Genomic DNA, 14,255 nt, shown 5'->3' on the forward strand with positions numbered 1-14,255 from the left:
CGGGTATTCATCTTGAGCCTACTTGCCAGATCGGAAGGCGACTATCCCCAAATTGCCATTTGAATTGGGCTGAATCGTGTCGGATATTACCCTCTGTCGTAGTTGTTTTCCTGAGAGCGGCTTTCGAACCTGTGAATGCCATGTTCACCAGCAGTGCAACGCCGCATAATAATCGGAAATGCCAACTGGACAGTAACTTATCGTCGTAATTTGCGATAAACTCTAGGCATTATAGAAATAGAAAGGAACAGTGTCTGATGGCCCAACCGGTCGCTCACCTCACGCGACAGAGAGTTACGGAACGCACCAGTATCAATCTAATATTCCTCCTTGCAGGATTATCTTTTGCAACTTGGGCCGGCCGCCTTTCCATCATCGACGCTGTTTTTGATTTCTCCGGTTTGAACCTCGGGTCATTCCTGATCTGCAGCACCATTGGCATCTTGCTGGGCATTGCGCTCATCCCGACGGTAAGCAAATTCGTTCCGACGGGTCGATTGCTCTGTTGCCTGCCACTGGGATTAGCAGCCTGCCTGGTCATCCTTGGCATCGCGATTTCGGTTACCGAAGACGCCACTCTCGCATACATAACCCTGTTCTTTTATGGGCTTGTTTTCGGCTGTCTAGACATCATGATGAATGTCAGCGGCGCACAGGTGGAACGTCGTGCTGGACGTAGCATCATGCCTTCGCTTCACGGTTTCTTTAGTTTGGGCACGCTCATTGGTGCTGGCATGGCCACGGCCACCATCGCTTTGAAGATCCCCTCGATTTGGCATTTCGCTTTCGTAGCAGTCCTAATCGCTGCATTCGCATACATTGCCCGTCAAGGGCCAACACACTGGGAAAATGAAAGCATCTCGCCCACCAAGAGGAATGTTCAGTACGACCGCGCCAAGTCAGCAAAGAGGCTAGGTCTTTTGCTCTTGCTTGGCCTCATGGTTGCCGGGCTGAGCTTCACCGAAGGCGCGGCCAATGACTGGATCGCTGTGGCCTCTGTTAACGGTCATGGGTTCAAACACCAAATTGGGGCGCTCATGTTCACCCTATTCGTCGGGGCCATGACGCTGGGACGCTTTGCCGGCGGTCGTCTGGTGGACCGTTTCGGAACGAGAAATACCCTTTTGCTCATGGGCACTGTCGGCCTACTCGGCGTTGCCTTATTCATCACCGGCACGAACCCTTATATTGTCGGTCTCGGCGCAACCGCGTGGGGCCTTGGCAGCTCTCTGGGCTTCCCATTGGGGATGAGCATCGCCGCTTCGCGCGGTGAACGCCTAGGACCAAAGGCCGTGAGCATCGTCAGCGCATTTGGCTACGGCGCAATGCTCGGGGGCCCTCCCTTTATCGGTTTCGTCGTCGACACCATAAGGTTGCCTCAAGCCCTGTGGATTTGCGCTGTTGTCCTGGTCATCTCATTGTTGCTAACGCCTGCGGTGACGCGCATTCGCAAGCCAGCGTACAAGGATGCCTAAACGGGAAGTGTTGCCCGCTCTTTGATATTCCGCATGACAATAGTGCTCGTGAGCTTTTCCACTCCGGGTAGATCCACGAGCACCTCGTCATAGACGCGCTGATAGTGCGGCAGGTCTTTTGCGAAGACGCGTAGCAAGAAGTCTGGCTCGCCAAAGAGCCGTTGCGCATCAACAATCAGTTCTTCACGTTCTACAGCCAGCTCGAAATTCTTAAGTTGTGCCCGGTCCTTGAGCGTAACGAAAACGAGCGCTTCGAATCCCAAACCAACTTGCTCCGGGTCAATTACGGCTTGATACCCGGTAATCACTCCCCTGCGCTCTAGATCCTTAATCCTCCGATGGCAGGGGGCGACCGATAGCCCCACTTTGGCAGCCACTGCAGTGGCACTCATACGCCCGTCATTCTGCAGCTCAGCCAAGATAGAGCGATCTAATTCATCCATGCTTCCAGACTACATCACAAGAATTTTGCGCTAATTCCGCATATTGGCGGATTTTATTGTTGATAAACAGAATCTTTCCAAAGATTCGGCAACCACATTTCGTGCATTTTTCCCTACTGTTATGACAGTACGGAAATATAGATGGTAGGAGTAGCAATGGACCTCGCGCAGTTCACCGGATTCCTCTTGGTGTCGGTAACCTTGGCCTGCACTCCCGGGGCCGACTGGGCGTACATCATTTCCTCTGCACTCGGTAAAACAAGTTACCGCCCCGCGGTCTGGGGATTGCTTTCTGGCTACCTGGTCCACACGGCATTACTCGTGTGCGGAATCGCAACTTTAGTGGCCAGTTCACCAACCCTGCTGATGTGGCTCACTGCAGCTGGTTCGATTTACTTGTTGTGGCTCGGCATCTCTACTCTACGTTCAGCCAAACGAGCCAAATTCTTTGCACCCGATACGTCTACAAGGTTCGATCCTGCTACCGGAAACCTCGATTCGCCCCCGCACCCACGCGATGAAACCGGCAGCCCTATTGCGGTACTGGAAAAAGTGCGCCATCAGTCACCGAGCAAGCAGTTCTTCAAGGGATCGCTCACGAGTGGCACAAACCCCAAAGCATTGTTGCTATATGTAGCACTCATTCCGCAGTACCTGGATTCCTCGCAGAAGCTCCCCTTGTCCCTGCAGACCGGCGCCCTCGGATTGACTCATTTCGCGGTATCCGTCCTCGTATACTTCTCGGTAGCCATGGCAGCCAAGGCCCTGCTTCGATCCCGACCGCTGGCAGCGCGAATCGTAACCCTCTGCTCCGGAATCATCATGATCCTCCTTTCCTTGGGCCTGATCTATGAGCAATTCTTCGTCGCATAAGAAAAAATTGAACACCGATCAAGACAATTGAACGGTGATCAAGTATGCTCGTAATCGATGGCTTTCCGGTCATCGATAACGCAGGCCTGAGACACTACTCCATCGCTGAGTTAGTCGTTCAAGCTATGACCTCGCGCTGGAGCATACGTGGAACTACCCCCAATTCTTTTTGAGAATGTCACCGTCAAATTTGAAGATCGTGATGTTCTCAAAGATGTTTGCCTTACGCTAAGCGAGCAGCGCATCGGTATCATCGGGGCAAACGGAGCAGGAAAGAGCACTCTCTCCCGGCTGATTAACGGGCTTGTTTTACCGACGCACGGTACCGTGCACGTGGGCAACTTGAACACCCACAAGCATGCGAAGCAGATCCGCCGTGATGTCGGTTTTGTCTTTCAAAATCCAGCCAATCAAATCATCATGCCGCTCGTTTCCGAAGACATCGCATTCGGACTGAAGAATCTGCAGATCTCTAAAGTCGAACGCCAAACAAGAGTGCAGGAAACCTTGGCGGAATTGAACATCTCGCACTTATCAGATCGCGAAAGCCACACCCTGTCCGGCGGCGAACAGCAGATGGTTGCACTTGCTTCCGTATTGGCGATGCAACCACGAACAATTGTCTTCGATGAACCGACGACGATGTTGGATCTGCGCAATCGGCTGGCCTTCCAAGAGGAAGTCGCCAAACTCGCCCAACGTGCGATTGTTGTGACCCATGATTTGGAGATTCTCGAAGATTTCGACAGGGTTCTGGTAGTGACTGATGGGGCGATCGCATTCGACGGTCACCCTATGGAAGCAATCGCTCATTACCGTCAGTGGAGCCACGCATGATCGCATCCAAGAATCGTTCATATCTGGCACGCATTAGACCAGGCTGGAAATTCGGTGCCTTGCTGGTGCTGAGCATTGGCCTGTATTTGATCAACTCATGGCTGATCTTGTTGTCGATTTTCATCCTAAGTGTGGTGTTGCTTCTTACGGCCAGAGTTGATTTCAAGCAGTTGCGTATGCCGTTACTGTCACTTGCCATGATTCTGAGCGTTGTGTTTATTCTCCTCGGTCTGCAAACAGATTGGACTAAAGCCGTCGTTTCGGTTCTGCGGCTGTTGACCATGTGCCTTCTGGCTTATTCGGTAAGCCTCACAACAAGCTTTGATGCCATGTTGGAGTTGTTTCAACAAGTTGCTTCACCGTTGCGCTTCATCGGGGCAAATCCAGCACAAATCGCCTTGGGACTGTCCATGACGATTCGCTTCATCCCGGAACTCAAAAAGGTCTATCTCGAAGTTCGCGAGGCGCAGCATGCGCGCGGACTTGGCAATAATCCACTGGCCGTGAGTGTCCCCCTCGTTATCCGTTCTCTTAAGATCGCTGACGAAACCGCCGAAGCACTAGACGCCCGCGGTTATGATTCAGCGTCCTACCAGCGCTAATTGCGCAATCACCTTTCACCTTCACTCGTATTCCAAGGATCACCCATGTCGATAAATACTGCTTCAACATCCCAAACTCGAAATACGGTCTATGTCGCTGTCTTTGCGGCCATGATCGCGGCCATGGGGCTCCTCCCGCCCATCACTTTAGGGATCATTCCTGTACCCATTACCCTGCAGACCTTGGGCGTCATGCTGGCAGGAGCACTGTTGGGCCCTTGGCGCGGAGCCTTAGCCTCGTCGGTGGTGGTGATTCTGTCTTTGGCTGGGTTGCCACTCCTGGCAGGCGGACGCGGCGGACTCGGTATCCTGTTTGGACCAACCGGAGGTTACCTGGTTGGTTGGATTTTCGGATCATTGGTGATTGGAGCACTCTTCAAGTACTGGGTTCTGCGCAATGAAAATAAGACCGTACGCTTCATCACCGGTCTGTTCTCAGTCCTCGTTGGCGGCGTCGCAGTCATCTACTTGTTCGGAGTCCCTTGGACCGCAGTTGTGACCGGCCTGGATCTGCGCACTTCGCTGATTGGTTCCTTGGGTTTTCTGCCAGGTGACATCTTGAAAGCAGTCGTGACCACTCTGGTAGCGCTCACCGTGCATCACAGCTACCGTGGCTTGATGAAGTAGAAAAATGAAACTGTGGCAGGAGCTGGCACGATGGGCCAACGAACGACCGGAGCATCTTGCCGTCCTGACTCCAGATCACCAGCTGACTTACGCGCAGCTACACCGACGAAGCTACTGCCTTGCCAACCAATTAACGGAATTATCTGGTCATCGCATCGCAGTGCATACCAACGATCCCATTGAGATGGCCATTGCCTTCTACGGGATTGTACGCAGCGGGAAAAACATGGTGATCGTCGACCCTGCGTGGCCCTCGAATCTGGCAACGTCAATGGTGTCCAGACTTCGCTGCGATTTATCGCTGACCTCCTGGAATTCGCTCTCACACCTTGGCCGTTCTGCCCAATCCGGGAATCACGAGTCACCACTGGCCGAAACACCCGTTGAAACCGCCACGGATAGTTCCGATACACACGGCCTGCTCGTCATCTGCACTTCCGGTAGCTCTTCGTATCCAAAACCGGTACTCCGGACTTTCGCCTCGTGGGAGCAATCCCTGAATTGCGGCGCTGATATCTTGGGTGCAACACCAATTGCAGCCACCCTCTGTCCTGGGCCGATATCCCATGGGCTGGGGCTCTACGCAATGATCGAATCATTGCATACCGGCGGTACATTCTTGGCTACCGGCAAGTGGGATCCAACCGGCGTGCGCACGTTGGTCGAGAAGACTATTTGCACAAGAATCGTGACCGTCCCTACGATTCTCTCCAAACTACTTTCTCTTCTTGGACCCGAACTGCTCTCCAACCTTCGTACGGTGGTCAGCGGAGGTGAGGCTCTGAACCAAGACACAGTTCGAGAACTGTACCGGGTCGCACCGAGAGTACAGTGCCTCGAATACTTCGGCAGTAGTGAACACAGCCTGATCGCCTACCGGGAGCGCGGCTTAGCCCAATCAGCTCCACCGCATTTTGACGGGCAGTTATTCCCTGGAGTTCGAGCGCACATCCATGAAATGGATCCGCAAACCGGATTCGGGCAGCTCTATGTTGATAGCCCATTCAATTCAAAAGGCTACGACCCCAGTTCTGAGACCAATATTTCCCGATGCGGATCATCGATCTGCATTGGAGATCGTGCACGAATAGAGGAAACCGGACGCATCATGATCTCCCGCCGTGATGATCAGATGCTCAATTTGAATGGAAATAATATCCATACCGGCGAAGTCAGCGCAGCACTTGAAGCCGTGGGACTACCGAATGCCATCGTGCAACTGGTTGAACTGGATGGGACACCGACGTTGGTTGCCTACACCGTTGATCCACCAAAAAATCCAGCGACACTGCTAGCCGAGCTTCAGGAATATTTGCCGCAATACAAGGTTCCGCATCAAATCATTTACCTACGAGCCTGGCCAGAATCCTTCAGCGGAAAACTGAAAACCAAGGATCTCAATATCCAGCACCTCGAAATCCAACGGAGCGACGATCTGCGATGAACAATGCATACATCATCAATGCTGCACGCACCCCCATCGTGCGAGCAGGCAAAGAGTACTCGCGGATTACTGCCGACCAACTGCTCGCGCAGGTAATCGATGAGCTAGTGGAGCGAAGCGGTATCTCGCCTTTGGAAGTGGACCATGTATTTGCTGGTAGTGCGGCAGGACCAGGTGGAAATATTGCGCGCGTAGCAACTTTGGCATCTGTTCTGCCCGCTACGGTCAGTGCTACTTCGATCGATGCCCAATGCGCCAGTGGGCTGGAAGCCATTGCCGCTGGAGCACGAATGATCCGAAGCGGAGAAGCGCATTTCGTTGTGGCCGGCGGTGTTGAATCCGTGAGCACTGCTCCGTGGCGAGTCGAAAAGCAGTCCTCGGCTCTCACCCCGCCGCGCGTGTACTCGCGGGCGCGTTTCACCCCTGCTCCAGATCCTGATCCCGAGATGGGTGAAGCTGCAGAAAATATCGCCCGGGCTTATGGAATTTCTCGAGAACGGCAAGATGCTTTCGCATTGCGCAGCCACCAACGGGCGCTGCAGGCAAACTTCGACGGACACTTCATTCAAGAAATGGTCCCTATCGAAACTAGCAGCGGACGCATAGCGGCAGATTCCTGCCCCAGGTCCGGTCTCACGCTGAGAAAACTCGCTGCGCTCAAGCCAGCATTTGTTCCCGGTGGCACTGTTACTGCAGGAAATTCCTGTCCAATCAATGACGGGGCCGCTGCAGTCATCTTGGTGAGTGATCAAATGCGCCGAAGGCTCAAGGCGAACTTCTCCCTCAAATACCTGGCTGCAGCATCCGGGGCCTGCGATCCTCAAGTTCTAGGTATGGCCGCCGTACCGGCATACCGTAAACTCACGGGCCTGCTGCCGCCTGCCAGCGGGACCGGTACTCCCCTGATCGAATTCAACGAGGCTTTTGCCGTACAGGCCCTGGCCTGCCTCGATGAGCTGGAGATTCCCGAGGAACAGGTGAACATCAATGGTGGAGCACTCGCGTTAGGACACCCCTACGGAGCCAGCGGAGCTATTTTGGCGACCCGACTCTATTGGCAAGCAAAACAAGCACATCTGAACGGCCAGAGGGCCATCGCCCTTATGGCTGCGGCAGGAGGCACCGGAGGCGCCGTGGCCTTTGAATCGGTGTTGGGACTGCAAACCGGAGAATAGCTGGCTGAGCGAGCGAATACGAAAGCATCCGCTTGCCTCTGAAGCGCTTCTGCTATCTTTTCCGCCTTCGAGTACGCGAAGGCGGTGGAGATAACGCAAAGAACCGCTCACCTTTCGCAGTGAGCGGTTCTGTGCGTATTAGCCGTGATTAGATGTTGAACCCTAGGGCTCGCATCTGATCGCGACCATCATCGGTAATGCGTTCTGGACCCCATGGTGGCATCCAAACCCAGTTCAGTCGGTGCTCGTCTACAACGCTCTCCAGCGCCTGGCCAACCTGCTCCTCGATGATATCGGTGAGCGGGCAAGCAGCGGTGGTCAGCGTAAGGTCCAGCAAGAGTACGCCGTCTTCTGCGTACTTCAGGCCGTACAGCAAACCCAGGTCGACAATATTGACACCCAATTCAGGGTCAATGACGTCCTTGAGCGCTTCCTCAACGTCTTCCAGAGGAGTCGTAGTGGCTCCCGTGCTCTGTTCGGTCGATTCGCTCATGACTGTAACCTTAGGCCTTGACGTTCAGGTAGCGGTCGTAGCCTTCTTCTTCCAGACGGTCAGCCAGCTCCGGGCCGCCCTGTTCTGCAACCCGGCCGTCCACGAACACGTGCACGAATTCTGGCTTGATGTAGCGCAGGATGCGGGTGTAGTGGGTGATGAGCAGGGTGCCCATTTCATTTTCTTCCTGAGCGCGGTTAACGCCTTCGGAGACAACCTTCAGCGCGTCAACGTCCAGACCGGAGTCAGTCTCGTCCAGTACTGCGAACTTAGGCTTGAACAGTTCCAGCTGCAGGATTTCTACGCGCTTCTTCTCGCCACCGGAGAAGCCTTCGTTGACGTTACGGCCAGCGAAGTCGGCATCGATCTTCAGCTTGCTCATGGCTTCCTTGACGTCCTTGGTCCAGGTACGCAGCTTCGGAGCTTCGCCGTCGATTGCGGTCTTGGCGGTACGCAGGAAGTTGGTCATGGTTACGCCTGGTACCTCTACTGGGTACTGCATAGCCAGGAACAGGCCAGCCTTGGCACGCTCGTCAACGCTCATCTCCAGGACATCTTCACCGTCGAGGGTGATGGTGCCGGAGGTGACGTTGTAGCGTGGGTGGCCAGCGATGGTCGCAGCCAAGGTCGACTTGCCCGAGCCGTTAGGGCCCATGATTGCGTGGGTTTCGCCGGTCTTGATGGTCAGGGTTACACCCTTGAGAATTTCCTTCTCGCCCTGCTCGGTGTCAATCGAGACGTGCAGGTCCTTGATTTCCAGAGTAGACATACGTCGTTCCGTTTCTTTCTAAAAAGCTCTAAGGCTAAAAACTGGTGAAGCAAGCACTGACTAGTTGTCAGTTGCCGCCAATTCGTCTTCGATGGTGTCGGTCAGACGCTCCTGTAGAGCTTCATCGCCGATATGCTGAACGATTTCGTTCAGGAAGCCGCGCACTACCAGACGGCGGGCGGTCTTTTCATCGATGCCGCGAGCCATCAGGTAGAACAGGTGCTCATCATCGAAACGACCGGTGGTCGATGCGTGGCCAGCACCATCGATCAAACCAGTTTCGATTTCCAGGTTAGGAACCGAGTCGGCACGAGCGCCGTCGGTCAGAACCAGGTTGCGGTTCGCTTCATAGGAATCGGTGCCCACTGCTTCCTTCTGGATCAGCACGTCGCCAACCCAAACCGTGTGTGCATCCTTGCCCTGCAGTGCACCCTTGTACAGCACGTTGGACTTGCAGTTGGCCACAGCGTGGTCAACGAACAAGCGGTGCTCAAGGTGCTGGCCGGCGTCAGCGAAGTACAAGCCGTACAGCTCGATCTCCGCACGTTCGCCGGTGAAGCGAGCCGATGGGTTCACGCGCACCAAGTCGCCACCGAAGGTGACTGCGATGTGCTTGAACGAACCGCCAGCGGCAACCAGTGCCTGCTGCGAGGAAGCATGAACAGCGTCATCCTCCCAGGCCTGCAGCGAAATCACGGTCAGACGGGCGTTGGACTGAACGTCGAATTCGACGTTCTGTGCCAGCACTGCCGAGCCCACGTGGTCAAGGACCACGGTAGCTTCGGAGTTTTCCTCGGCGACAACGATGATGTGCTGTGCTGCAGCAGCCAGCGACTCACCGGTGATGCGCAGGGTCGCCTGGGCGCCCTCAGCGTTCTTCGGGATGGTCAGGACCTGGGTCTCGGAAGCATGCTTCCAAGCGTTGGCCGAAACACGGTCATCCGGGGTGTGAGCCACGCCGTTCAGCGCGTCATCAGCGGACACTACCGAAAGCTTGGCGATCTCGTTTCCGGTCAGTTCAACCTTCGGAGCTGCACCGGTCAGTTCATCGGTGTGCAGGCCCTTCAGGCGCTTGAGCGGGGTGAAACGCCAGTCTTCTTCACGACCGGTCAGCTCGGCGAAGTCATCAACGTTGGTGCTGGTCAGACGACCGGCACGCGAAGAATCCTGCACGCCAACGCCGCCACCGTGGCTGTGTGCCTTGGAAGAGGCGCCGGCCAGCGGCGAGCTGTCGTTGTCGTTGATGGGCGAAAGGTCTTCGCCCTCTTCGGTGAAACCAGGAATCGATGGTGCGCCGATGCGCGCCTTCTCTTCTGGGATATGGGTGGTGGTCTCCGACATTCTTAGCCGACCGATCCTTCCATCTGAAGTTCAATAAGGCGGTTCAGTTCCAGCGCGTACTCCATAGGCAGCTCGCGTGCGATTGGCTCAACGAAGCCGCGCACGATCATTGCCATGGCCTCGTCCTCGGCCATGCCGCGGGACATGAGGTAGAACAGCTGTTCCTCGGACACGCGCGAAACGGTTGCCTCGTGGCCCATGGTCACGTCATCCTCGCGGACGTCGATGTATGGGTAGGTATCCGAACGCGAGATCTGGTCAACCAGCAATGCGTCACAAACTACCGAGTTCTTGGTGCCCTTGGCGCCTTCCTGAACCTGTACCAGGCCGCGGTAAGCAGAACGGCCACCGTTACGAGCCACCGACTTGGCAACAATTGCCGAGGAGGTGTTCGGTGCGATGTGGACCATCTTCGAACCGGTGTCCTGGTGCTGGCCCTCGCCGGCGAAGGCGATGGACAGGGTCTCGCCCTTGGCATGCTCGCCAACCAGGTAGACAGCTGGGTACTTCATGGTGACCTTGGAACCGATGTTGCCATCGACCCATTCCATGGTGGCGCCCTCTTCACAGACAGCACGCTTGGTCACCAGGTTGTACACGTTGTTCGACCAGTTCTGGATCGTGGTGTAGCGAACGCGGGCGTTCTTCTTCACGATGATCTCGACTACTGCCGAGTGCAGCGAGTCCGACTGGTAGATCGGCGCGGTGCAACCCTCGATGTAGTGAACGTAGGAATCCTCATCGGCGATGATCAGGGTACGTTCGAACTGACCCATGTTTTCCGTGTTGATACGGAAGTAAGCCTGCAGTGGGATTTCGACGTGAACGCCCTTGGGGACATAAACGAACGAGCCACCGGACCATACAGCGGTGTTCAGCGAAGCGAACTTGTTATCGCCTGCCGGAATAACCGAGCCGAAGTATTCCTGGAAGATCTCAGGGTGTTCCTTCAAACCGGTATCGGTATCAAGGAAGATGACGCCCTGGGCTTCAAGGTCTTCACGCAGCTGGTGGTAGACAACCTCAGACTCGTACTGAGCGGCAACGCCGGAAACCAGGCGCTGCTTTTCAGCCTCAGGAATACCCAGCTTGTCGTAGGTGTTCTTGATGTCTTCTGGAAGCTCGTCCCAGGTGGTTGCCTGCTTCTCAGTGGAGCGGACGAAGTACTTGATGTTGTCGAAGTCAATGCCCGAGAGGTCTGGACCCCAGGTAGGCATTGGCTTGCGATCGAAGTACTTCAGCGCCTTCTGGCGGCGCTCCAGCATCCATTCTGGCTCGGACTTGAGGGCGGAAATGATCGCCACAACGTCCTTGTCGACGCCGCGGCGTGCATTCGCACCCGCGTCATTCTTGTCTGACCAGCCGTATTCGTAATTGCCGATTCCATGGAGTTCGGGGTTCTTCTCCAGAATTTCGGAAATTACACCCGGGTCGGCAGACTCCTGTGCAATCTGATCCGTCATCGCGGCCTCTCCTGCTTCGTGAACTGAATTCGAGTTCTCTTCTCGGCGCGCATTGGCGCCTTTTCACGCCCCACAGGGATGTGGGTCGTGCACACGTGTCCGCCGCCGGCCAACGTTGACAATCGTCGAACGTCAACGCCCAGCAAGCGAGCGAACATTTCCGTTTCCATGTCGCAAAACACTGGAAACTCTCGTGCCAAGTCTTGTATCGGGCAGTGCCCCTGGCACAGCTGAACGCTGTGCATCAGTGCGGTTGCCACTTTTGTATCAACTTTTCGGGTGTATCCCACGAATCCGTCGGCGCTGAGCAAGTTGCCCAGTACCTCGGCTCGTGCTTCCAGCCCTTCAACGCCGGCAAGTGCCTTGGCATATCGGTCTTCCATCGATGCGAAACGATTACGCGCAAACTTCTGAATTGCGTCCTCGCCTGCTGCATCACCGAGCATCTTCAATGCGTCAGTGGCGATTTCCAGATAATCGTTGCCCAACTTCGTCTGCCCACGGTGCGAAAGCACGTAGCGGCGAGATGGACGTCCGGCTCCGGTCTTCTGGTTCGCCACCAGTTTTACCTCAACGAGTCCCGACTTCGAGAGCGCGTCGAGGTGGCGTCGGACCGCAGCGGGCGTGAAGCCAAGCTTGCTTCCAAGCTCAGCCGCACTGACCGGCCCGTCCTCAAGTACTGCATAAAGGACGCGGTCTCGCGTGCGCTCCTCGGTATCCCCAACTACGCCAACCGTCGCGGCAGTCGAGCCACTAGCTGATTCTGAATTTGATGAATACACAACACAATCATGCGTAAATTTTTGCGCTAGGTCTAGTAAGGAAGCACTTACTAAGGAATGGCTTGCCCCGCTAGTACTTTTGCTTGTTTCAAACTTCTGGCACTTCTATTGTCTCGTCACCTGCAACGGAACTCGAGGGTTGGTGACTAACCACTCAGCACAGCTACTTCGACATGACGTAGAATGTTTCAGTGTCTTCTGTAACTCCCAGCCTCGTAATCAACGAGCTGGCTAAAGATCTAGGTCCAGTTCCCGCCATGGGCAACCGCATGTTGCGAGTCCTGGAGTCGGTGTCGCTAAAAGCCTATCCGGGGCAGGTTACCACCCTGTTGGGTGCAAACGGGGCCGGCAAATCAACGACCCTCGCTTGCGCTCAGGGGTTGCTGCAGCCCGAGGGTGGCACCGTCGAACTTCTGGGACAAAACCCCTTCGGTGATAATCCGGACTTGCGCTCCCGTGTCGGAGTCATGCTCCAAGATGGCGGACTGCCACCATCGATGCGACCAGTGCCTTTACTACGCCATGTTGCTTCGCTTTACCAGAATCCCATCGACATCGATGCCTTGATCAAGCGCCTGGATCTCGAATCATTCGGCACCCGCACCATCCGCCGCCTCTCAGGCGGGCAAAAACAGCGTGTCGCCTTGGCCCTGGCACTTGCCGGTGATCCAGAAGTACTGTTCCTCGATGAACCAAGTGCAGGCCTGGACCCGCAGTCCCGCCAGGTAGTTTTCGATCTCATTGCCGAACTTCGCGATGCCGGCAAGGCCATCATCCTCACCACCCACCTCATGGATGACGCACAGCGCCTGAGCGACTACGTCTACATCATCGACAAGGGCTGCACCGTTGCGCAGGGAACCGTTGCTGAGCTGACAGCCCGCGCAGCCGAGGATCAAGACACCCGCCCCGTATCCTTCTGCGCACCCGCAAGTTTGGCTCTTCCCGAACCGCCTGCAGGATTGCATCTAGCGGAGACCGAGTCTGGCCAGTACCGGCTTGATGGAGTCAACTCCCCCGAACATTTGAATTGGCTGACCAGTTGGTGGCTCCGGGAGGGCATTTTGCCAACTCAGCTGAACTTGCAGTCACGAAGCCTCGAAGACGTCTTCCTCGAAATCGCCCAGAAGGAGGGACGGGTTTGAGCCATACGCAGACTCAGTCCAATGCTGTTTCGCCACTACGCCGAATCCTGAACCAGGGCAAGTACGAGTCAATCCAGATGCTCAGCAATGGCGAGCAGCTGATTCTCGCTGTTGTCATGCCGCTCATTGCGCTGTTCGTACTGACCCTGACCGATCTGGTCAAGGACGTCGCCGAGCGCAGCATCGATGCCGCGGTCCCCGGCGTGCTGGCCTTATGCGTCATTTCCACGGCCTTCACCGGCCAGGGAATCGGCACAGGTTTCGACCGCCGCTACGGTGTGCTCACCATGTTCTCGACAACGCCACTAGGCAAGACGGGCTTGATTTTCGGCAAGGTTATTGCCGTGCTTTCGGTCTTGCTGATCCAGGTCATACTGATCTGCTCGGTCGCGTTGCTGTTCTTGGACTGGCACCCGAATCTCTGGGGCATCGCTCCGGCCATCCTCTTCCTGCTCTTGGGTGCAGCGGCGTTTACGGCGCTGGGCCTGCTCATCGCCGGAACTGTGCGCCCAGAGGCGACCTTGGCAATCACTAACTTGGCATGGATCCTGCTGGCCGGCGCCGGCGGTGTCCTCTACCCGCTGAGCATGGCACCTGATTGGGCCCAGCCAACGTTGAATGCTTTGCCTTCTGCCGCGCTGGGCGATGCCATGCGCGATGCACTGATCCACGGCCAGTTCAGCCTCGCTGGCCTCATCTTCTTGGTCCTTTGGACAGTAGCTGGCTCCTTTGCAGCCATCAAGCTGTTCAAATGGAGCTAGCCACCACTCAATTTCAAAAGGGAGA

At 55.7% G+C, this 14,255-nt stretch carries 15 protein-coding genes; 9 read left to right on the top strand and 6 right to left on the bottom strand.

The window, feature by feature from the left end; translation table 11 throughout:
* Positions 1 to 257 precede the first annotated feature (257 nt).
* Complete coding sequence (locus AARI_RS10200; protein WP_013349214.1) at positions 258 to 1,475, top strand: MFS transporter; 1,218 nt, start codon at positions 258 to 260, stop codon at positions 1,473 to 1,475.
* On the opposite strand, the gene AARI_RS10205 is transcribed toward AARI_RS10200, so the two are convergent.
* A complete protein-coding gene (locus tag AARI_RS10205; protein WP_013349215.1) occupies positions 1,472 to 1,918 on the bottom strand; it encodes an Lrp/AsnC family transcriptional regulator in 447 nt (148 codons plus the stop codon). The genes AARI_RS10200 and AARI_RS10205 overlap by 4 nt on opposite strands.
* A 156-nt stretch (positions 1,919 to 2,074) precedes the next feature.
* Here AARI_RS10205 and AARI_RS10210 point away from each other — a divergent pair, with 156 nt between their 5' ends.
* The 6 genes from AARI_RS10210 (at position 2,075) to AARI_RS10235 (ending at position 7,476) form a co-directional block, all read left to right on the top strand.
* Positions 2,075 to 2,791 (top strand): LysE family translocator, encoded by a 717-nt coding sequence (locus AARI_RS10210; RefSeq protein WP_013349216.1) that lies wholly within the window; start codon positions 2,075 to 2,077, stop codon positions 2,789 to 2,791.
* A 147-nt stretch (positions 2,792 to 2,938) separates the two neighbouring features.
* Positions 2,939 to 3,628 carry an energy-coupling factor ABC transporter ATP-binding protein gene (locus AARI_RS10215; RefSeq protein WP_013349217.1) on the top strand — a complete coding sequence of 230 codons (690 nt, stop codon included), beginning with the start codon at positions 2,939 to 2,941 and terminating at the stop codon, positions 3,626 to 3,628.
* On the top strand, positions 3,625 to 4,230 hold the full coding sequence (locus AARI_RS10220; RefSeq protein WP_013349218.1) for an energy-coupling factor transporter transmembrane component T family protein: 606 nt from the start codon (positions 3,625 to 3,627) through the stop codon (positions 4,228 to 4,230). Before AARI_RS10215 ends, AARI_RS10220 begins: the two co-directional genes overlap by 4 nt.
* 45 nt (positions 4,231 to 4,275) lie before the next feature.
* Complete coding sequence (locus AARI_RS10225; RefSeq protein ID WP_013349219.1) at positions 4,276 to 4,857, top strand: biotin transporter BioY; 582 nt, start codon at positions 4,276 to 4,278, stop codon at positions 4,855 to 4,857.
* Between the two features lie 4 nt (positions 4,858 to 4,861).
* Positions 4,862 to 6,301: a class I adenylate-forming enzyme family protein gene (locus AARI_RS19285; RefSeq protein WP_013349220.1), complete on the top strand. Its 1,440-nt coding sequence runs from the start codon at positions 4,862 to 4,864 to the stop codon at positions 6,299 to 6,301.
* A complete protein-coding gene (locus AARI_RS10235; RefSeq protein ID WP_013349221.1) occupies positions 6,298 to 7,476 on the top strand; it encodes a thiolase family protein in 1,179 nt (392 codons plus the stop codon). Before AARI_RS19285 ends, AARI_RS10235 begins: the two co-directional genes overlap by 4 nt.
* A gap of 148 nt (positions 7,477 to 7,624) precedes the next feature.
* On the opposite strand, the gene AARI_RS10240 is transcribed toward AARI_RS10235, so the two are convergent.
* Genes AARI_RS10240 through AARI_RS10260 form a run of 5 tightly spaced genes read right to left on the bottom strand, consistent with a single transcriptional unit; the run spans position 7,625 to position 12,324 of the window.
* A complete protein-coding gene (locus tag AARI_RS10240) occupies positions 7,625 to 7,969 on the bottom strand; it encodes a metal-sulfur cluster assembly factor (RefSeq protein ID WP_013349222.1) in 345 nt (114 codons plus the stop codon).
* Between the two features lie 10 nt (positions 7,970 to 7,979).
* Positions 7,980 to 8,738, bottom strand: coding sequence for a Fe-S cluster assembly ATPase SufC (gene sufC, locus AARI_RS10245; RefSeq protein ID WP_013349223.1), 759 nt, complete (start codon positions 8,736 to 8,738; stop codon positions 7,980 to 7,982).
* Between the two features lie 60 nt (positions 8,739 to 8,798).
* A complete protein-coding gene (sufD, locus tag AARI_RS10250; protein ID WP_013349224.1) occupies positions 8,799 to 10,079 on the bottom strand; it encodes a Fe-S cluster assembly protein SufD in 1,281 nt (426 codons plus the stop codon).
* Between the two features lie 2 nt (positions 10,080 to 10,081).
* On the bottom strand, positions 10,082 to 11,542 hold the full coding sequence (gene sufB, locus AARI_RS10255) for a Fe-S cluster assembly protein SufB (RefSeq protein ID WP_013349225.1): 1,461 nt from the start codon (positions 11,540 to 11,542) through the stop codon (positions 10,082 to 10,084).
* Positions 11,539 to 12,324 carry a helix-turn-helix transcriptional regulator gene (locus AARI_RS10260; RefSeq protein WP_013349226.1) on the bottom strand — a complete coding sequence of 262 codons (786 nt, stop codon included), beginning with the start codon at positions 12,322 to 12,324 and terminating at the stop codon, positions 11,539 to 11,541. The genes sufB and AARI_RS10260 overlap by 4 nt, the downstream gene beginning before the upstream one ends.
* A 191-nt stretch (positions 12,325 to 12,515) precedes the next feature.
* Between AARI_RS10260 and AARI_RS10265 the strand changes: the two genes are divergently transcribed.
* Together AARI_RS10265 and AARI_RS10270 are read left to right on the top strand one after the other, a co-directional pair.
* Complete coding sequence (locus AARI_RS10265) at positions 12,516 to 13,469, top strand: ABC transporter ATP-binding protein (RefSeq protein ID WP_013349227.1); 954 nt, start codon at positions 12,516 to 12,518, stop codon at positions 13,467 to 13,469.
* Positions 13,466 to 14,230: an ABC transporter permease gene (locus AARI_RS10270; protein ID WP_013349228.1), complete on the top strand. Its 765-nt coding sequence runs from the start codon at positions 13,466 to 13,468 to the stop codon at positions 14,228 to 14,230. The genes AARI_RS10265 and AARI_RS10270 overlap by 4 nt, the downstream gene beginning before the upstream one ends.
* Positions 14,231 to 14,255 lie beyond the last annotated feature (25 nt).

The sequence above is a fragment of the Glutamicibacter arilaitensis Re117 genome, from assembly GCF_000197735.1.
Taxonomy (GTDB): domain Bacteria; phylum Actinomycetota; class Actinomycetes; order Actinomycetales; family Micrococcaceae; genus Glutamicibacter; species Glutamicibacter arilaitensis.

Bases quoted from the DNA above. Each gene is read 5' to 3' on its own strand.
- AARI_RS10240 (WP_013349222.1), bottom strand. From the start codon at position 7,969: ATGAGCGAATCGACCGAACAGAGCACGGGAGCCACTACGACTCCTCTG.
- sufB (WP_013349225.1), bottom strand. From the start codon at position 11,542: ATGACGGATCAGATTGCACAGGAGTCTGCCGACCCGGGTGTAATTTCC.
- AARI_RS19285 (WP_013349220.1), top strand. From the start codon at position 4,862: ATGAAACTGTGGCAGGAGCTGGCACGATGGGCCAACGAACGACCGGAG.
- AARI_RS10220 (WP_013349218.1), top strand. From the start codon at position 3,625: ATGATCGCATCCAAGAATCGTTCATATCTGGCACGCATTAGACCAGGC.
- sufD (WP_013349224.1), bottom strand. From the start codon at position 10,079: ATGTCGGAGACCACCACCCATATCCCAGAAGAGAAGGCGCGCATCGGC.
- AARI_RS10235 (WP_013349221.1), top strand. From the start codon at position 6,298: ATGAACAATGCATACATCATCAATGCTGCACGCACCCCCATCGTGCGA.
- AARI_RS10210 (WP_013349216.1), top strand. From the start codon at position 2,075: ATGGACCTCGCGCAGTTCACCGGATTCCTCTTGGTGTCGGTAACCTTG.
- AARI_RS10200 (WP_013349214.1), top strand. From the start codon at position 258: ATGGCCCAACCGGTCGCTCACCTCACGCGACAGAGAGTTACGGAACGC.
- AARI_RS10225 (WP_013349219.1), top strand. From the start codon at position 4,276: ATGTCGATAAATACTGCTTCAACATCCCAAACTCGAAATACGGTCTAT.
- sufC (WP_013349223.1), bottom strand. From the start codon at position 8,738: ATGTCTACTCTGGAAATCAAGGACCTGCACGTCTCGATTGACACCGAG.
- AARI_RS10205 (WP_013349215.1), bottom strand. From the start codon at position 1,918: ATGGATGAATTAGATCGCTCTATCTTGGCTGAGCTGCAGAATGACGGG.